Here is a 19032-nt window from a genome sequence, read left to right as displayed (position 1 = left end):
CGCCTGGGCGTGACCGGCGTGATCGATGCCGGCGGCGGCTACCAGAACTACCCCGAGGACTACGGCATCATCGAAGAGCTGCACAAGGAAGGCCAGCTTACCGTGCGGCTCGCGTACAACCTGTTCACGCAGAAGCCGAAAGACGAACTGAATGACTTCCGCACCTGGGCCGGCAAGGTCAAGCCAGGCCAGGGCGACGACCTGTACCGGCACAACGGCGCCGGCGAGATGCTGGTCTATACCGCGGCGGACTTCGAGGACTTCCGCGTCGAGCGGCCCGAGATGCCGCCGTCGATGGAAGGCGACCTGGAACCGGTGATCCGCCTGCTGGTGGAAAACCGCTGGCCCTGGCGCCTGCATGCCACCTATGACGAGACCATCTCGCGCGCGCTCGACGTCTACGAGAAAGTGGCGCGCGACATGCCCTTCGACGGCCTGCACTGGTTCTTCGACCATGCCGAGACCATCACCGACCGCAATATCGACCGCATCGCGGCGCTGGGCGGCGGTATTGCCGTGCAGCACCGCATGGCTTACCAGGGCGAGTACTTCGTCGAACGCTATGGCGCGAAGCCGGCCGAGCACACCCCGCCGGTGAAGAAGATGCTGGAACGCGGCGTCAAGGTCGGCGCGGGCACCGATGCCACGCGCGTGGCCTCCTACAATCCCTGGGTGTCGCTGTACTGGCTCACCACCGGCAAGACCGTGGGCGGCATGTCGATGTACCCGCAGGCCAACCTGCTCGACCGCGAGACCGCGCTGCGCCTGTGGACGGAAGCCAATACGTGGTTCTCGAACGAGGAAGGCAAGAAGGGGCAGCTCGCCGTCGGCCAGCTTGCGGATCTCGCGGTTCTTTCCCAAGATTACTTCACGGTGCCCGGCGACGATATCCAGGACATCACTGCCGTGATGACCGTGCTCGGCGGCAAGGTGGTCCATGGCGACGGCGAGTTCGGCAAGCACGCGCCGGACCTGCCGCCGCCTATGCCGGACTGGTCGCCGGTGCGGCATGTGGGCGGCTACCAGCCGCGCCCGACGGCGCAGGCCCGCGCGCAGGCGCTCGCCACCGCATGCGGCTGCGCCAGCGCCTGCGGCGTGCATGGGCACTCGCATGCCAGGGCGTGGACGTCCAATATGCCGGTCTCGGACGAAGGCACATTCTGGGGCGCGCTCGGCTGTTCGTGCTGGGCGTTCTGATCTGGCCCTGTCACAACCTGAAGCGGTCCGCAACGACAGGAGGAAAATGATGAAGCTCTATGTGGTTTCACTCGCGGCCGGCGTGCTCGTTGGCATCATCTACGCGCTGTTGCAGGTGCGCTCGCCCGCGCCGCCGGCGATCGCGCTGATCGGCCTGCTCGGCATGCTGATCGGCGAGCAGGTCGTGCCGACGGTGAAGCGGCTGGTCGCCGGCGAGCCCGTCACCGCCGCCTGGTTCCGCAGCGAATGCGTGCCCAAGATCACGGGCGCGCCGCCCAAGGCGGATGGCGCCGCCGACGCACCCGTCACGCTTGCGGCGCGTAGCAAGGACGGCGGGCAATGAGGCTGCGGCCGTACGGCTGGCACGGGCATCGGTGATGGCCCGCACCGATCGCGTTGCGGCGCCCCGGTGCCTTGGCCGCGTCGTGGCAGCACTGTGCGCCATGGCCGCGGCGCCCGTGTACGCCGACAATGCCGTGACCGTCTATGGCCGGCTCAACACGGCCGCGGAGTATGTGACCGTGACCACGGCCACCGACGGCACCAAGCCAGGCGGGCTGTCGCGCCTCACCAATAACCGCTCGGTATTCGGCCTGCGCGGCGAAGAAGATCTCGGCTACGGACTCAAGGCGATCTGGCAGGTCGAGAGCACGCTGTCGATCGACACCGGTGCCGGCCAGATCGCCGCGCGCGATACGCGGCTCGGCCTGCAGAGTCGCTACGGCACGCTGTTCATGGGCAACTGGGACACGCCCTATACCAGCTCGACCAAGGGCTACGATCCGTACTATCCGACCACGGCCGGCTATATGGCGCTGATGGGCAACGGCGCCGCGGCCACCACCGACAACGTCGAGAACACCAGCTCGTTCGACCGGCGCCAGAAGAACTCGCTGCACTACCAGACCCCGAAATGGAATGGCCTCGGTGGTGCCCTCGCGTGGGGGCTCCCTGAAGAACGGAACACCGCGCCGCGCAACCCCGCGCTGTATTCGTTCGCGGCGGCCTATGACCGCGGCCCGCTCAACCTGACCCTGGCCTACGAGATCCACCACGCCTACCAGACCGCCGGCCGCAACGACGATGCGATCAAGGCCGGCGTGTCCTACCAGTTTCCCTCCACGCGCATCAGTGCCGCTTACGAGCGCCTGCACTACCGCACCGCCACCGGCGACCTGACGCGCAACAGCTACTACCTCGCGCTGGTGCAGCAGGCGGGGACCGGCAGCGTGCGAGCGGGCTTCACCTTCGCGTCCGACGGCGCGGGCAGCGCCACCGAGACCATCGGCTCGGTGCGCAGCGGCGCGCAGACCAGCGCGTTCCAGGTGACGGTCGGCTATGACTACCCGCTGTCCAAGCGCACCGCCGTCTATGCTTACTACAGCCGCATCAACAACCGCAGCAACGCTTCCTATGACTTTGCCATCAACAGCGTGGGCGTCCACGCGGGCGCGGATCCGCAGACCTTCGCGCTCGGCATGCGCCACAACTTCTGACGGATGTACCGCGCGACGGAGACCGCATTGAGCACCGTACAGCCGCCCGCCAGTGCCGCCGCCTCACCGGGACCCGCTACCGGCTGCATCCTCGCGTTTGTTGCGGGCTTTGTGGATGTGGTCGGGTTCATCTCGCTGTTCGGCCTGTTCACGGCGCATGTCACGGGCAACTTCATCATGATCGGCGTGGATGTCACGGGCAATGCCCCGGGCCTGCTGTCCAAGCTGCTCGCGCTGCCGGCCTTCGTTCTGGCCGTCGCGGCGACGCGGCTGGCTGAAGTGCGCATCGCCAGGACCGGCCGTTCCCCGGTCGCCCCACTGCTGCTGACCGAAGCCGCGCTGCTGGCGCTGTTCATGGCCGCCAGCCTGCATGCCGCGCCGGTCACCGATCCGTCCGCCCCAGCGGCAATTGTGGCCGGCATGCTGGCCGTCGTGGCCATGGGCCTCCAGAACGCGCTGTCGCGCACGTCGCTCAGCGAGCTTGGCCCGACCACGATCATGACGGGCAATACGACGCAGATCGTCATTGACCTCGTCGACCTGCCGTCCGCTTCCGGAACGCAGTGCGACGCGATCCGGCGCCGGCTCCGCAAGATGGGGCCGGCCCTGGCCGCTTTCGCGCTCGGCGCCATCCTCGGTGCGCTCGGCTATGCCTGGCTTTCGGTCTGGTGCGTGCTGCTGCCGACCGTGCTGCTCGTCACGGTCGGCATTCCCGCCTGGCGGCGCGGCCAGGCATCCGCGGCAGGCTGAACGGCGGGCAGCGAGCCCTGGGGCAAGCCAGGTGCCAGACAACCGCACCGCGATCCTCTTCGGCGCCTTTGACCGCCATAACTTCGGCGACCTGCTGCTGGCGCATATCGCGGCGCACGGATTGACGGGGCGCCCCTTGCATTATTGCGGCCTGGCGGAGCGTGACCTGTCGGCCTGCGGCGGCCACAAGGTGCAGGCACTGGCGCGGGTGGCCGAGCGCTTGGGTGGCACGCCAGTCGATATCGTCCACGTCGGCGGCGAGATCCTGACCTGCAGCGCATGGGAGGCCGCCGTGATGCTGCTGCCCGCAAGCCAGGCCCCCGCCGTGGTCGCGCGGCTCGATGCCGATCCGGCCGGGCGCGCGGCCTGGGCGCAAGCGCGGCTCGGACTGCCGGACCTTGCGCCCTACCTGCTACCCGGCGGCCTGTTCGCCAATGCCGCGAAGGTGAGCTACCGCGCCGTCGGCGGCATCGACCTCGATCGGCTGGAACCTGCCATGCGCGGCGAAGTGGTGGCCAAGCTGAAGGCCGCCGCGCGCGTCGGCGTGCGCGACCGGCAAACCCACGCCATGCTGGAATCCGCGGGCATCCATTGCGGCCTGGAGCCTGACCCGGCGGTGATGGTGGCCGAGCTGTTCGCGCCGCGCATCCGCCAGCACGCCCGGCATGGCGAACCGGCCGGCGTGATCGCCGCATTTCCGCGCGGCTACCTGGCCGTGCAATGCAGCGCCGACTTCGGCGACGACGACACGTTGGCGGCGCTCGCCCGTCAACTCGAACAACTGGCCCGCGCGCAGGATCTCGGCATCGTACTGTTCCGCGCGGGCGCCGCGCCCTGGCATGACGACCTCGACGTCTACCGGCGGCTGGCGGCGCGCATGCCCCGCACGCGTGTCGCCATCTTTGCCTCGCTCAACCTGTGGGACATCTGCGCGCTGCTTGCCCACGGCCGCGGCTTCGCCGGCAGCAGCCTGCATGGCGGCATTGTCGCCACCGCCCTGGCATTGCCGCACGTGGGCCTGCTGCGCCCGGGACAATCGCTCGCGTCAAGCAAGCAGGCTGCCTTCGGCGCGACCTGGGGCACTGCCGGCGCACCGGCGGCAGTGCCGGTCGACGCGCTTGCGTCCGGCATGGCTCAAGCCATGGCTACCGAACCGGCACGGCGCGAGGCACTGGCCCGGACCCTGGTGCAGGCCGGCCGGGCGAGCCTCGCGGCGGGCCAGTGATACACCAGCCGTCACACGCGCTCGACACGCACGAAGAACTCCACGCCCTCCTCGGTGCTGTCCATCGACTGGCCGAACGTGATCCAGCCGTGACTGCGCAGCATGACGTCGTCGCGACGCAGGATGAAACCCTCTTCGCCATCGATGGTGACATAGGTGCCGTTCGAACTCCGGTCGACCAGCACATAGCGGCCCCCGCGCGTCTCCACAGTGGCCTGGAAACGCGAGGCTCGCCGGTCCGACACCACGATCGTCATGCTGCCGTCACGACCGATGGTGACCGGCGGCGAGGCAAGACTCATTTCCACCACCACCGAGCGGTAGCGCAGTGTGAGGAATACCGTGCAGGCGGTCCTGGGGCTTTCGGTGTCGATCAGGGTCAGGTCGGTGGCCTGCTGCCAGATCGCCTCGAACAACTCGACCGGCTGCTCGCGGCCGCGCACCTGTGTCGGGTACAGGTAGCGCGTGGTCTGGCGCAGCCAGTCCGGAAGCTGCTCCACGGATTCCCCGCTGGTGATGATCTGTCCGCGCGACGCCAGCTTGCATAATCGCGCGGCAAGGTTGACGGTATCGCCGAACACGTCGCCCGATGCATCGGCAAGCACCGGGCCATGGTGGAAGCCGATATGGATCGACATCGGCACACCGGACACCGGCGGCAGCTGGGACACTGCAAGCTGCATGTCGAGCGCGGCCTGCAGGGCGCGCTCCGGCGCCGGGAACAGCACCATGATCTCGTCACCGATGGTCTTCACGATGCGCCCGCCGGCGTCCTCGGAGCAGGACCGCATGACGCCGAGGCATCGCGCGACCGCGGCCATGGCCGCCGCATTGCCGGCCACCTCGTACAGCCTGGTGCTGCCGCTGAGGTCGGCGAACATTACCGACCCATGCGGCGCCTCATTAAGCGGTTCCCGGTCCATATGCGCCCCGGCTTGCCCGTCCGTGGCGGCGGCCGGGTCCTCATTGCAGTCACGCGATCGCGCAATGCTGGAATTCTGGCACCGCGGCCGGCGATGCTCAACCTGAATGGCATGCCCCCGGCGCGCGCGCAGCCATGGCCGGGTTCCGCCAGCCTGCTCGGCTAACCCCGTCAGCTAAACCGTCAGCTCAACCCGTCCAGCACGAGATGCTGCCCATGCACCGACGCCGCCGCATCGGAAGCCAGCATCGACACCATCCGCGCCGCGGACCCGGTCGACACCCAGCGCGCAGGATCCGCATCCGGCATGTCGCGCCGGTTGGCCGGCGTATCGAGCACGCTCGGTGCAATGCTATTGACGTTGATGCCGGCACCGCGCACCTCGCGCGACAAGCTCTCGACCAGACGCTGCAGTGCGCTCTTCGATGCGCAATACGCACCCATGGCGGCGACGCCCGCCGACGCACTGCGCGCCGTCACGGCGACGACCTTGCCGCTGCCCCGCGCCAGCATGCCGGGAATGAACGGGCGCGTCACGGCAATGAACGACCACGCGTTCAGGTCCATCATCCGCATCCACGTTTCGCGGCTGATGTCGTGCGTGGCTTCGCCCATCTCGAAGCCGCCGGCTACGTGGACCACGACGTCCACGGCGCCGAACGTGCCGAGGATGTCCGCGCCGACCTGCGCCATGGCGGTCTCGGACGTGACATCGGCCTCGCGCAGCAGCATGCCGCCATCACCATCAGGGTGCGCGAAGACGCTTTGCAGGTGCTGCAGCTTGTGGTCGATCAGGGCCAGGCGGCAGCCCTCCCCTGCGAAACGGCTGGCCACTGCGCGGCCCAGCGCCCCCGCGGCCCCGGTGATCACGACATGACGAACGGCGGCTTCCATGTTCCGGCTCCCCTGGCAATGGACTGACTCCACCATAGTCGGGCAGCGCGGAAAGGGAAATCCGGATGTCGCCCGAACTGTACAGAACGGAATCCTTGCACCCGTCTATGGCGCCCGGCGCACGCATGGCGCAAGATGCGGCTGCATCACTCCAACAGGATCTCCAATTGCCCCTGAACCGCCTGCGGCAAAGCGCCACCCTTCTCGCCGTCGTGGCACTGACCGGCTCGATGGCCTCCCTGTGCATCGGCACCTCGTTTGCCAAGTCGCTGTTCTCCGCGCTCGGGGCGCAGGGCACCACCGCGTTGCGCGTGGGCTTTTCGGCGCTGATCCTGCTGGCCGTCTGGCGCCCGTGGCGGATTCCGCTTTCGGCCGCCAATGCGCGGGCCATCGCCCTGTATGGTGCCGCGCTGGGCGCGACCAACCTGCTGTTCTATATGTCGCTGCGCACCATTCCGCTCGGGCTGGCGATTGCCATCGAATTCACCGGCCCGCTCGCCGTGGCGGTGCTGTCGTCGCGGCGCGCCATCGATTTCCTGTGGATCGCGTTTGCCGTCACCGGGCTGCTGTTGCTGCTGCCGCTGGGCGAGGCCGCTATCCACCTGGACCCCGTCGGCATCGGCTTTGCGCTGGCGGCGGGCGTCGGCTGGGCGCTCTATATCATCTTCGGCCAGCGCGCCGGCAACGCGCACGGCGGCCAGGCCACCTCGCTCGGGCTGACCATGGCGGCGCTGGTGGTGCTGCCGTTCGGCCTGGCCCACGCCGGCACGGCCATGTTCAGCCCGCCGCTACTGCTCGCGGGGCTGGCCGTGGGCGTGCTGTCCAGCGCCATTCCCTATTCGCTCGAAATGGTGGCGCTCAAGCGCCTGCCGCGGCGCACCTTCGGCATCCTGCTCAGCATGGAACCCGCCATGGGCGCGCTGGCCGGCCTGGTGTTCCTCCATGAGCAGCTCAGCATGATCCAGTGGCTCGCGATTGTCAGCATCATCGTGGCCTCGATCGGTTGCACGGCCACGGCGCGCGGCAAGCCTGCCGGCTGAAGGTTTCCGGCGCGCGCGTCGAGTAGCGGCGCCGGCCCGGCTCAGCGGGCGCCGAACCAGTCGGCCGGCTGCCGCTGGCCGGCTTCCGCGCGCGCGGTCCCAAACGCAAGCGTAGCCTCATGGAGCAAGCTGTCTTCGGGATTGCGCCGGCAGCTGAAGCCCAGACCGCGCAGGATGGCCAGCATGCGCCGGTTCTCGCTGAGCACATCGCCACGCATGCAGCGCAGCCCCGCTGCCCGTGCCAGTTGCAGCAGCCTGCCGATCAGGCGGCGGCCAAGGCCCTGACCTTGCCAGGCATCGGCCACGAGCACGGCGAATTCCGCCGTGCCATGGCTGGTCACCACGAACTGGCCGTTGGCGATCACCGCTTCGACGCCGCCGTCAGCGCTCGGCGCCGTCACCACAAGGGCCACGCCACCCGCGCCAGCCGTGACCAGCCCCTCGACAATCCCATCGGCCACGCGGCCGCCCGTCAGGAAGCGGAAGTAGCGGCTTTCGCGCGACAGACCTTCGACCATGCCGCGTACCGCCGCACCGTCCTCAGCCTTGGCCGCGCGCAACGTCACCTGCTCGCCGCGCCGCAGCTTCCAGTTCTCATTGACCACTGGCTGTGACGCCCGCGCCGCCGTCCCTGCCCATGTTCCGACCATTGCCGCCACCCTGACTTCATGATTTGTAGTCAGAGTATAGGCAAACAGCTGACTTTTGCAAATGAAGTCAGCATGCTATGCTCAGTGCATCATGAAAGCCGCCACCCCTGACCTTCGCGATTGTTCGATCGCCTCCACGCTGTCGCTGATCGGCGAGAAGTGGACGATCCTGATCCTGCGCGACGTCTTCCATGGCGTGAACCGCTTTGATGACTTCCTGCGCCGGCTGGAATGTTCGCCCGCCGTCCTCTCCGCCCGCCTGAAGACGCTGACCGAGGCCGGTTTGCTGCGCCGGGTCGGCTACAAGGAGCCAGGCGAGCGCGAGCGCTTCGAGTACCGGCCGACCCGCGCCGCGGTGGAACTGCTGCCGGTGCTGGTCGGGCTGATGCAATGGGGCGACCGCCACCTGGCGGCCAACGGCACCGGGCCGGTGGAAATCCGCTCGCGCCGCAATGGCCAGCGTGTCAGTGCGGCACTGGTCGACGAAGAAGGCCAGCCCGTGTCTCCGTCCGACATGACCGTCATTCGGCTCACGCCACCAGGCACGCCCCAGGACTGATTCCCGGCCAGCACCGCGGCGACACATTGCAGCGCACCATCACTGTGCCGCGCCGGCGGCTACGCCCCATCGGGGCGCACCAGCACGGTCCGTACCCTGCCCATTTGCCGCGAAATACCCCGTTCATCATCACTTCGCCCCTGGCACAGCGCTTGCGTAATAAATGACGCGGGCGGATCAACGGCGATCCGCCCACCCCACAAGCGCGGCGGCTATCCCATGTAGCCGCTGTCTGGACAACGGCGTCCCCTGAACCGGCCTCACCCCGGTTTGCGGGACGCCATTTGTTTTTGGGCGGTGCGCACGCACCGCTCCTCGGAGCGAGAACGATGATTGGCAAAGCCACCCGCATCCACCTGCTGAGCCTCGGCACGCCGCAGATGCGCGCCTTCCACCTGACCTGGATGGCGTTCTTCGTCTGCTTCTTCGCGTGGTTTGCCTGCGCGCCTCTGATGCCGGTGATCAAGGGCGAGTTCGGCCTCACGCCGGCGCAGATCGCCAATATCAATATCGCCGCGGTGGCGGTGACCATTCTCGTACGGCTCGTGATCGGCCCGATGTGCGACCGCTTCGGCCCGCGTAAGACCTACACCGGCCTGCTGGCGCTCGGTGCGCTGCCGGTGCTGGGCGTGGCGTTCGCGCAGAGTTACGAGACCTTCCTCGTGTTCCGCCTGCTGATCGGCGCGGTTGGCGCCAGCTTCGTCATCACGCAGTACCACACCTCGGTCATGTTCGCGCCCAACGTCGTCGGCACCGCCAACGCCGCGGCAGCTGGCTGGGGCAATGCCGGCGGCGGCGCCGCGCAGGCGCTGATGCCGATGCTGCTGGGCGCCGTGCTGATGCTGGGCGTGGACCAAACCATGGGCTGGCGCGTGGCGCTGCTGGTACCGGGCGTGCTGATGCTGGCAATGGCCGTCATCTACTGGTGCTTCACGCAGGACTGCCCGGAAGGCAACTACTCCGACATGCGCGCGCGCGGCCAGGCCATCACCGGGAGCGGCAAGGGCGGCGGCTGGGAAAGCTTCCGTGCCGCCAGCGCCAACTACCGCGTGTGGCTGCTGTTCATTACCTACGGCGCCTGCTTCGGCATCGAGATCTTCATCCACAACATCGCCGCCACGTTCTACGTCGACCGCTTCGGCCTGAGCCTGAAGGCCGCCGGCCTGGCGGCCGGCAGCTTCGGTCTGCTGGCACTGTTTGCCCGCGCGCTGGGCGGCTGGCTGTCGGACAAGGCAGCGCGCCGCCGTGGCCTGGATGCGCGCTCGACGCTGCTGTTCGTGCTGATCCTCGGCGAAGGCCTGGGCCTGCTGTGGTTTGCGCAGGCCGGCAATGTGACGCTGGCTGTGATTGCCATGCTGCTGTTCGGCCTGTTCACCCACATGGCCTGCGGCGCCACCTATGCACTGGTGCCGTTCATCGACCGCAAGGCGCTCGGCGGCGTGGCCGGCATCATCGGCGCCGGCGGCAACGTGGGCGCGGTGGCCGCCGGCTTCCTGCTCAAGGGCCTGGGCGACCTGCAGCAGACGCTGACCGTGCTGGGCGTGCTGGCGGCACTGTCTGCGTTGTGCGCCATCGCCATCCGCTTCAGCGCCGAGCACAAGGCGCAGGAACAGGCGCTGTACGACGGCGCGCTGGCCAACTGAATTCCCCGCATCTCCAAATAACGGCATCCAGAGCAGCTCTGACTGACTACCGGACAAGGAACGCATCATGAAACTGATCATCGTCGGCCACGGCATGGTGGGTCACAAATTCCTCGAATCTCTGGCGGACGCCGGCGCGCAGAACCTGGAAGTGACCGTGCTGTGCGAAGAACCGCGTCCCGCCTACGATCGCGTGCACCTGTCCGAGTTCTTCGCCGGCAAGTCGGCCGATGATCTCTCGCTGGTGCCGGAAGGCTTCTTCGAGCAAAACAACAACATGCTGCTGCGCCTGAACGCGCGTGCGGTGTCGATCGACCGCGACGCGCGCACCGTGGCGGTGTCGACCGGCGAGACGCTGTCCTATGACAAGCTGATCCTCGCCACCGGCTCCTATCCCTTCGTGCCGCCGGTGCCCGGCAAGGACCGCAAGGACTGCTTTGTCTATCGCACCATCGAAGACCTGGAAGCCATGCGCGAATGCGGCGCGCGCTCCAGGACCGGCGTGGTGATCGGCGGCGGCCTGCTGGGCCTGGAATGCGCCAAGGCACTGCGCGACATGAACCTGCAGACCCATGTGGTGGAGTTCGCGCCGCGCCTGATGGCGGTACAGGTCGACGAAGGCGGCGGCCGCATGCTGCGCCAGAAGATCGAAGGCCTGGGCGTGACCGCCCACACCGGCAAGAACACCGTCGAGATCGTCGACGGCGAAGACGGCACCCATCGCATGGTGTTTGCCGACGGCACGCACCTCGACACCGACATGATCGTGTTCTCGGCCGGCATCCGCCCGCGCGACGAACTGGCCCGTGCGAGCGGCCTGACGGTGGGCGAGCGCGGTGGCATCGCGGTGGACAACCATTGCCGCACCTCCGACCCCGACATCTACGCCATCGGCGAATGCGCGCTGTGGCAAGGCAAGATCTACGGCCTGGTCGCGCCGGGCTATGACATGGCGCGCGTAGCTGCCCGCCACCTGCGCGGCGAAGCGGTGGAGTTCGGCGGCGCCGACATGAGCACCAAGCTCAAGCTGATGGGCGTGGACGTCGCCAGCATCGGCGATCCGCACGGCGCCGTGCCGGGCGCCCGCATCTACCAGTTCAGCGATGACCGCAAGGAGATCTACAAGAAGCTGGTGGTCTCGGACTGCGGCAAGTACCTGCTGGGCGGCGTGCTGATCGGCGATGCCAGCGAATACGGCACGCTGCTGCAGATGATGCTGAACAAGATCGAGCTGCCGGAATCGCCCGAGTTCCTGATCCTGCCTGACAGCAGCGGCAAGGCCAGGCCTGCGCTGGGCGCCGACGCGCTGCCCGACACCGCCCAGATCTGCTCGTGCAACAACGTCTCCAAGGGCGAGATCTGCGGCGCCGTGTGCGACGGCGCCACCACCATCGGCGCGCTCAAGACTTGCACCAAGGCCGGTACGGCGTGCGGCGGCTGCGTGCCGCTGGTCACGCAGATCATGAAGGCCGAGATGAAGAAGCAGGGCATGGCCGTCAACAACCATCTCTGCGAGCACTTCCCGTACTCGCGCCAGGAGCTCTACCACCTGGTGCGCGTGGGCAAGTTCAAGACCTTTGAAGCGCTGCTCGAAGCGCACGGCAACGGCATGGGCTGCGATATCTGCAAGCCGACCGTGGGCAGCATCCTGGCTTCGTGCTGGAACGAGTTCGTGCTGAAGGAGGAACACGTCAGCCTGCAGGACTCCAACGACTACTATCTCGCCAACATCCAGAAGGACGGCACCTACTCCGTGGTGCCGCGCATGCCGGGCGGCGAAGTCACGCCCGAAGGGCTGATCGCCGTGGGCCAGGTCGCCAAGAAGTACGGCCTCTACACCAAGATCACCGGCGGCCAGCGCGTGGACCTGTTTGGTGCACGCGCCGAGGAACTGCCTTATATCTGGGAAGAACTGATCGCGGCAGGCTTTGAATCGGGCCATGCCTACGGCAAGGCGCTGCGCACGGTGAAATCTTGCGTCGGCTCCACGTGGTGCCGCTACGGCGTGGACGACTCGGTCGGCCTCGCCGTCGAACTGGAGAACCGCTACAAGGGCCTGCGCGCCCCGCACAAGATCAAGTTCGGCGTGTCGGGTTGCACGCGCGAATGCGCCGAGGCGCAAGGCAAGGACGTCGGCGTGATCGCCACCGAAAAGGGCTGGAACCTCTACGTATGCGGCAACGGCGGCATGAAGCCGCGCCACGCCGAGCTGCTGGCCGGCGACCTGGACCGCGAGACGCTGATTCGCTACATCGACCGCTTCCTGATGTTCTATGTGCGCACCGCCGACCGCCTGCAGCGCACCAGCGTGTGGCGCGACAACCTGGAGGGCGGGCTGGACTACCTGAAGGACGTCGTCCTCGATGACAAGCTCGGCATCGCCGCCGACCTGGAAGCGGAGATGCAGCACGTGGTCGACACCTACGAAGACGAGTGGAAGAAGGCTGTCACCGACCCCGAGACGCGCAAGCGCTTCCGCCACTTCGTCAACAGCGATCGCCGCGACGAGAACCTCGTCTTCATCGAGGAGCGCGGGCAGATCCGCCCGGCCACGCCCGAGGAACGGAACTTGCGACGTTCCCGCCTGAGCCACATTCCCGTGGTGGCCGTGCCCGCAAAAGCGGCCTGAATGCAGCCTGAAAGCAGCCCGAATCCAACGAAAGCGAAGGAGAACGTGATGAGCCATCCCCACTGTCCCGAAACCTGGACCGCGATCTGCACCTTGCGCGATATCGTGCCCAATACTGGTGTCTGCGCCCTGGTCGACGACCAGCAAGTGGCCGTGTTCCGCATCGGCCGCGGCGAAGAGGTCTACGCGATCGACAATTTCGATCCGAACTCGCAGGCGGCGGTGCTGTCGCGCGGGCTGGTCGGCAACCTGGGGGAGCGCCTGGTGGTGGCTTCGCCGATCTACAAGCAGCACTTCGACCTGCGCACCGGCGAATGCCTGGAAGCGCCGGAGCACTCGGTCAATGCCTACCCGGCACGCGTCTATGACGGCAAGGTCTGGGTAGCCGCCGACGTGACCATGAACGAAGTCGAGGAAGAGCTGGCAGCCTGACACCATGTTCCTGACGGAGACCCTGCGCATGACGCCATCCGCCCCCTCGCAACCCCGGTCCCGGCTGGTCGTCGTCGGCAACGGCATGGCTGGTATGCGCACGGTCGAGGAACTGCTCAAGCTGGCCCCGGACCTGTACGACATCACCGTGTTCGGCGCCGAGCCGCACGGCAACTACAACCGGATCCTGCTGTCGCCGGTGCTGGCCGGCGAGAAGACCGTCGATGACATCATGCTCAATACGCGCGACTGGTACGCGCAGAACGGCATCGAACTGCTGGCCGGCGACCCGGTGGTGGCCATCGACCGTCCGCGCCGCACGGTGCGCGCACAGTCCGGGCGCGAGGTGCGCTATGACCGGCTCCTGCTCGCGACCGGCTCCAAGCCCTTCATCCTGCCCGTGCCCGGCCACCAGCTCGAGGGCGTGATTGCGTTTCGCGATATCCAGGATGTCGAGACCATGCTGCACGCCGCGCGCAACCATCGCCACGCCGTGGTGATCGGTGGCGGCCTGCTCGGGCTGGAAGCCGCCAACGGCCTGCTGCGCCAGGGCATGGACGTGACCGTCGTGCACCTGTGCGACAGCCTGATGGAGCGGCAGCTCGACAAGCCCGCCGCGACCCTGCTCAAGGGCGCGCTGGAACGCAAGGGCCTGCGCTTCATGCTGGGCGCGCAGACCGGCGAGATTCTCGGCGACACGCGCGTGACCGGCGTGCGTTTCAAGGATGGCAGCGAAATCCCGGCCGACCTGGTGGTGATGACCGCCGGCGTGCGCCCGAACATCGAACTCGCGGCCGGCGCCGGCCTGCGCTGCGAACGCGCCATCGTGGTCGATGACACGCTGCAGACCTATGACCCGCGCATCTACGCCGTCGGCGAATGCGTGCAGCACCGCCAGGCCACCTTCGGCCTGGTCGCGCCGATCTGGGACCAGGCGCGTGTGTGCGCCGCGCACCTGGCCGGCTCGGGCCATCGCCGCTACATCCAGCAAGCCACGGCGACCAAGCTCAAGGTGACTGGCGTCGACCTGTATTCGGCCGGCGACTTCGTCGGCAGCGAAGACAGCGAAGACCTCGTGCTGCGCGACGCGCGGCGCGGTGTCTACAAGCGGCTGGTGCTGCAGGACGGCTGCCTGGTCGGCGCCGTACTGTACGGCGACGTGCAGGATGGTCCGTGGTACTTCGAGCTGATCCAGCAACGCGCACCGGTCGCGTCATTGCGCCAGCGCCTGCTGTTCGGCAAGGCCCAGTGCGAGGCGCTTGCCGCCTGAGATCCCCCGCTGACAACGACATCGCCCCACGGAGAAAGCGTGAATCTGTCCGACATCCCGGTGGTATCCGCCACCCCGACCACCACCACCGCCACCACTTGCCCCTACTGCGGCGTCGGCTGCGGCGTGCGCGCCACGGTGCGCGCCGACGGGCAGGTCGAGATTGCCGGGGATGCGGAGCATCCATCCAATCGGGGCAGGCTGTGTGTCAAGGGCTCGGCCCTTGGCGAGACGGTGGACCTGCAAGGCCGCCTGCTGCATCCGCAGGTGCGCGGCACGGATGGCTCGCTCGAACAGGTCTCGTGGGACCACGCCCTCGACACCGTCGCGCAAGGGTTCTCGCGCATCGTCCGCGAACATGGCCCGGATGCCGTCGCCCTGTATGTCTCCGGGCAGCTGCTGACGGAGGATTACTACGTCGCCAACAAGCTGATGAAGGGCTTCATCGGCACCGCCAATATCGACACCAACTCGCGCCTGTGCATGTCATCGGCGGTGGCCGGCCACAAGCGCGCGTTCGGTGAAGACCTGGTGCCGGGCAACTACGAAGACCTGGAACTGGCCGACCTGGTGGTGCTGGTCGGGTCCAACACGGCCTGGTGCCATCCGATCGTGTTCCAGCGCCTTGTCAAGGCCAAGGAGGCGCGGCCGGAAATGAAGATCGTCGCCATCGACCCGCGCCGCACGGCCACCTGCGAACTGGCCGACCTGCACCTGGCGGTACGGCCCGGCACCGATGTCTGGCTCTTCAACGGGCTGCTGAGCTACCTCGCGCGAGAAGGCAAGGCCGACTCCACTTTCATCGGAGCCAGCACGTCTGGGCTGGATGATGCGCTGAAGGCCACCGTCGACTGCGATGACCTCAAGGCCGTTGCGCGCGCCTGCAAGCTCGATGTCGAGGACGTGCTGGCCTTCTATCGCCTGTTCGCCGAGACCGAGAAGGTCGTCACGGCCTTCTCGCAAGGCGTCAACCAGTCGTCCGCCGGCACTGACAAGGTCAACAGCATCATCAACTGCCACCTGCTGACCGGCCGCATCGGCCGCGCGGGCATGGGCCCGTTCTCGCTGACCGGGCAGCCGAATGCGATGGGCGGCCGTGAGGTCGGCGGCCTGGCCAATATGCTGGCCGCGCATATGGAGCTGGCCAACCCGCTGCATCGCGACATCGTGCAAGACCTGTGGCAATCGCCGGTCATGGCCGACCGCGCGGGACTGAAGGCGGTGGAACTGTTCAATGCGATCGAGCAAGGCCGGGTCAAGGCCGTGTGGGTGATCGCCACCAATCCCGTGGTCAGCCTGCCCGATGCCGACCAGGTGCGCCGCGCGCTGGCCAAGTGTGAATTGGTGGTCAGTTCCGACATCATCGAGCGCACCGACACCAATGACGCCGCCCACGTGCTGCTGCCGGCGCTGGGTTGGGGCGAGAAGGACGGCACGGTCACCAATTCGGAGCGCCGCATCTCGCGCCAGCGCGCCTTCCTGCCAGCGCCGGGCGAGGCGCGCGCCGACTGGCGCATCCTGTGCGACGTGGCCCGGCGCATGGGCTTTGCCGGCTTCGACTACGCCGGACAGCACGAGATCTTCGACGAGCATGCGCGCCTGAGCGCCTGGCGCAATGACGAGGCGCCGCGCGCATTCGATATCGGCGGCATGGCCGGCATGGACAAGGAAAGCTATGACACCTTCGAACCCGTGCAATGGCCGGTGGTGGCGGGTTCGCCCGCGGGGACGCGCCGGCTGTTCGAGGATGGGCGATTCGCCCATGCCGACGGACTGGCGCACTTCGTCGCCACGCCGACGCGTGCGCCGGCAAACGCGCCGGATGGTGACTATCCGCTGATCCTCAACACTGGCCGCGTACGCGACCAGTGGCACACCATGACACGCACCGGCAAGTCGGCCCGCCTTGCGGACCACCTGCCCGAGCCCTTCGTCGACATGCATCCGCAGGATGCGTTGCTGTGCGGCCTGGGCGAAGGCAAGCTCGCGCGTGTCTCCACGCGCTGGGGCGCCATGGTGGCACGCGTGCGGCACGGCGGCGGCATTCCGCGCGGCAGCGTGTTCGTGCCGATCCACTGGAACGGGCAGTTCAGCTCCGATGCGCGCGTCGGCGCGCTCGTGAACCCGGTGGTCGACCCGATGTCCGGCGAACCCGAGTTCAAGCACACGCCGGTGTGCGTGGAGCCGTTCGGCGTCAACTGGCACGGCTTCGTACTGAGCCGCAAGGAACTGCCAGCCGATACCCTCACCTACTGGACGCGCGTGCAGGGGCAGCGGTTCCAGCGCTACGAATTTGCCGGGCGCGAAGCCATTGCCGACCGTGCCGCATGGGCGCGCAGCCTGCTCGGCGTGACCGACCCGGATGCAGACTGGCTTGAGTACGAGGACCGCAGCGCGGGCACCTATCACGCGGGCTATGTCGTCAACGACAGGCTGGAAGCGTGCGTCTACATTGCCACCCGGCCGGAACTACCCTCGCGCTCCTGGCTGGCGGAGCTGTTCGGACGCGAACGGCTGGAGGACACGGACCGTATCGGCCTGCTGATGGGGCAACCGATGCAGAAGGGCGCCGATGCCGGCCCCACGGTGTGCTCATGCTTCGGCGTGGGCCGCAACACCATTTGCGACGCGGTGCGCAAGCACGGTCTGACCACCCCGGCCGAGATTACGGCCTGCGTCAAGGCCGGTGGCAACTGCGGCTCGTGCGTGCCGGAGTTGAAGAAGCTGCTGGTGGAAGTTCGGGTGGCGGAGGCTGCCTGAGCAGCTGCTGCTTGCCACCGGCCTGTTCCTGTCCCGTCCCGCAGCGGCGATTCCCGCTCAGTCCCGCTGCGTACCGACTCATGGGTATTCAGCCGGATCAGTTCGGGCGACGACGGTGCCCGGCTCCCTTGGCGCGCGCCGCAACAGGAACACACCGCCGATGACGGCCAGGCACCCACTGAGGGCGAACAGGACCGGAACGCCAGTTAGACGAGCCAGGGCGGCACCCAGCAAGGGACCAAGTACCAGCGCCCCAAGCTGCACGCTGCGCGCGGCAGCACTGATATTGCCGATCAGTTCGCGAGCGCTTTCATGCTGGAGAGTGACGCCGAAACTCATTGCGCCCAGCCCGTAGGCGCCGCCGTTCAAGGCCCATAATGCAAGCCAGAATGGAGCGGGAATCACCAACCCGCTTGCCACCAGACCGCCCGGCAGCAACACGCTCAACCCGAACGCCATCAGCGCCAGGAACGGCAGCTGCCGGGCATGACGCGCATAGACGCCGCGGAAGACCAGCGCACCGGCAAAGGCGCCGCCCGCCGTGGCGCTGACCACCATACCGAACATGGACGCCGGCATCCCTTGCTCCTTGAGGAACAGCGAAAGCAGCGGATCGTAGAGGCCCAGGATTGCGCTAAGCCAAAGCATGCAAGCAAAGACCTGCCGGAACCGCGGGTTGCGGCGTGCCAGCTGAAATAGTGGACCGTAGTGCCACATCGGGCGCCGCGCCACGACCTCAGGAACCGCCGTTATCCGCCACAGAGCCGGCAGACAGAAGATGCCGACCAGCGCAAGGGCCGACGACAACCAGAGCCCTGCGCGTGGGTCAAGTCCTGCCGTTGCGGCAGCCACCAGCGGCGCGCAGATCTTGGTGAACTGGTCTACGGCCGTCATGATGCCTGCGTTCGACACCAGTTGCGCCCTGTTCAGCATCGATCGTGTCGGCACTTGCTCCGCGGGCATCGCGCCCAGATTGGCAAGCCCCTTGGCAAACACCAGCATGACGAAGACGTGCACATCCGGCGCCAGAATCATCAGCACCGATGTGACACCGCGTGCCAGGTAGCTGATCGCCAGCATGACGACAGGATGACCGCGGTCCGCCAGCGAGCCAAACAAGGGGCCAATCACCAGTCCAGGTAATCCATACAAGGCAGACGCGATGCCGACCGTCATGGCATCCGCGTGCCGGTGGTAGCTGAGCAAGGAAAAGACCAGCGTGAAAACAAGCCAGAGGACGACCGAGCTGACGAGACGTAGCGCCAGCAGTGGCTTGTAGCCTGAAATGGCACTCAACTTTGTCATTGGCCGCCAAAATATTCATCAAATATTGCAGGAAATTGAAATGCATAATAACCAATAACGAAAATCGAACCACGACTCATATTATTATTTCGTTATCAGAATTCAGCTTCCGCTCCAAGCCAGCAAGAATGGATATCGTGGCGCAAAACTGGAATCCGCGCCTCGCATGTGAGCAGGAAGGAATAAGGTGAAGAATTTTGCTCACCTCCACGGATTCTGCCCGCACCACTTCGCGTAAATTCTTGATCTATCCCAACCTC

The 19032-nt window shown here is 67.1% G+C and carries 16 protein-coding genes; 12 read left to right on the top strand and 4 right to left on the bottom strand.

Features of this window, described 5'->3' with window-relative positions:
* From AC3FNH_RS10945 to AC3FNH_RS10925, 5 genes are all read left to right on the top strand, one after another.
* Positions 1-1197 (top strand): amidohydrolase family protein (locus tag AC3FNH_RS10945; protein ID WP_488720064.1); only part of this gene is annotated, 1197 nt, incomplete at its 5' end.
* 49 nt (positions 1198-1246) lie between these two features.
* Positions 1247-1540, top strand: coding sequence for a XapX domain-containing protein (locus AC3FNH_RS10940; protein ID WP_276103306.1), 294 nt, complete (start codon positions 1247-1249; stop codon positions 1538-1540).
* Between the two features lie 34 nt (positions 1541-1574).
* The gene (locus AC3FNH_RS10935) at positions 1575-2693 is read left to right on the top strand and encodes a porin (RefSeq protein WP_488720063.1); all 1119 of its coding nucleotides are present in this window, start codon (positions 1575-1577) and stop codon (positions 2691-2693) included.
* 3 nt (positions 2694-2696) lie between these two features.
* Positions 2697-3443, top strand: coding sequence for a YoaK family protein (locus tag AC3FNH_RS10930; RefSeq protein ID WP_488720062.1), 747 nt, complete (start codon positions 2697-2699; stop codon positions 3441-3443).
* 31 nt (positions 3444-3474) lie between these two features.
* Positions 3475-4668, top strand: coding sequence for a polysaccharide pyruvyl transferase family protein (locus AC3FNH_RS10925; RefSeq protein ID WP_276102198.1), 1194 nt, complete (start codon positions 3475-3477; stop codon positions 4666-4668).
* Between the two features lie 11 nt (positions 4669-4679).
* Here AC3FNH_RS10925 and AC3FNH_RS10920 read toward each other — a convergent pair whose 3' ends face one another.
* Together AC3FNH_RS10920 and AC3FNH_RS10915 are read right to left on the bottom strand one after the other, a co-directional pair.
* The gene (locus tag AC3FNH_RS10920; RefSeq protein WP_488720061.1) at positions 4680-5549 is read right to left on the bottom strand and encodes an adenylate/guanylate cyclase domain-containing protein; all 870 of its coding nucleotides are present in this window, start codon (positions 5547-5549) and stop codon (positions 4680-4682) included.
* Between the two features lie 224 nt (positions 5550-5773).
* Positions 5774-6484 (bottom strand): SDR family NAD(P)-dependent oxidoreductase, encoded by a 711-nt coding sequence (locus tag AC3FNH_RS10915; protein ID WP_488720060.1) that lies wholly within the window; start codon positions 6482-6484, stop codon positions 5774-5776.
* A 230-nt stretch (positions 6485-6714) separates the two neighbouring features.
* On the opposite strand from AC3FNH_RS10915, the gene AC3FNH_RS10910 reads away from it, so the two are divergent.
* Positions 6715-7524 carry an EamA family transporter gene (locus AC3FNH_RS10910; protein ID WP_488720070.1) on the top strand — a complete coding sequence of 270 codons (810 nt, stop codon included), beginning with the start codon at positions 6715-6717 and terminating at the stop codon, positions 7522-7524.
* Between the two features lie 41 nt (positions 7525-7565).
* Here the strand turns inward: AC3FNH_RS10910 and AC3FNH_RS10905 are convergent, their stop codons facing one another.
* Positions 7566-8174 (bottom strand): GNAT family N-acetyltransferase, encoded by a 609-nt coding sequence (locus tag AC3FNH_RS10905; protein ID WP_488720059.1) that lies wholly within the window; start codon positions 8172-8174, stop codon positions 7566-7568.
* Positions 8175-8265: 91 nt separating this feature from the next.
* On the opposite strand from AC3FNH_RS10905, the gene AC3FNH_RS10900 reads away from it, so the two are divergent.
* The 6 genes from AC3FNH_RS10900 to AC3FNH_RS10875 all read left to right on the top strand — a co-directional run bounded on the left by AC3FNH_RS10900 (position 8266) and on the right by AC3FNH_RS10875 (position 17467).
* Positions 8266-8733, top strand: a complete 468-nt coding sequence (locus AC3FNH_RS10900) for a winged helix-turn-helix transcriptional regulator (RefSeq protein ID WP_276102203.1) — start codon at positions 8266-8268, stop codon at positions 8731-8733.
* Positions 8734-9062: 329 nt separating this feature from the next.
* A complete protein-coding gene (locus tag AC3FNH_RS10895; RefSeq protein WP_488720058.1) occupies positions 9063-10376 on the top strand; it encodes an MFS transporter in 1314 nt (437 codons plus the stop codon).
* Between the two features lie 67 nt (positions 10377-10443).
* Positions 10444-13005 (top strand): nitrite reductase large subunit NirB, encoded by a 2562-nt coding sequence (nirB, locus tag AC3FNH_RS10890; RefSeq protein WP_488720057.1) that lies wholly within the window; start codon positions 10444-10446, stop codon positions 13003-13005.
* Between the two features lie 48 nt (positions 13006-13053).
* Entirely contained in the window at positions 13054-13437 is a 384-nt protein-coding gene (gene nirD / locus AC3FNH_RS10885; RefSeq protein ID WP_488720056.1) for a nitrite reductase small subunit NirD, read from the top strand.
* Between the two features lie 28 nt (positions 13438-13465).
* Positions 13466-14707, top strand: coding sequence for an NAD(P)/FAD-dependent oxidoreductase (locus AC3FNH_RS10880; RefSeq protein WP_488720055.1), 1242 nt, complete (start codon positions 13466-13468; stop codon positions 14705-14707).
* 39 nt (positions 14708-14746) lie between these two features.
* The gene (locus AC3FNH_RS10875) at positions 14747-17467 is read left to right on the top strand and encodes a molybdopterin-dependent oxidoreductase (RefSeq protein WP_488720054.1); all 2721 of its coding nucleotides are present in this window, start codon (positions 14747-14749) and stop codon (positions 17465-17467) included.
* 78 nt (positions 17468-17545) lie between these two features.
* On the opposite strand, the gene AC3FNH_RS10870 is transcribed toward AC3FNH_RS10875, so the two are convergent.
* Positions 17546-18772 (bottom strand): MFS transporter, encoded by a 1227-nt coding sequence (locus AC3FNH_RS10870; protein WP_488720053.1) that lies wholly within the window; start codon positions 18770-18772, stop codon positions 17546-17548.
* Positions 18773-19032 lie beyond the last annotated feature (260 nt).

This window comes from Cupriavidus sp. 22TCCZM01-5 (assembly GCF_057798915.1).
This window is presented reverse-complemented; position numbering and strand designations above follow the sequence as displayed.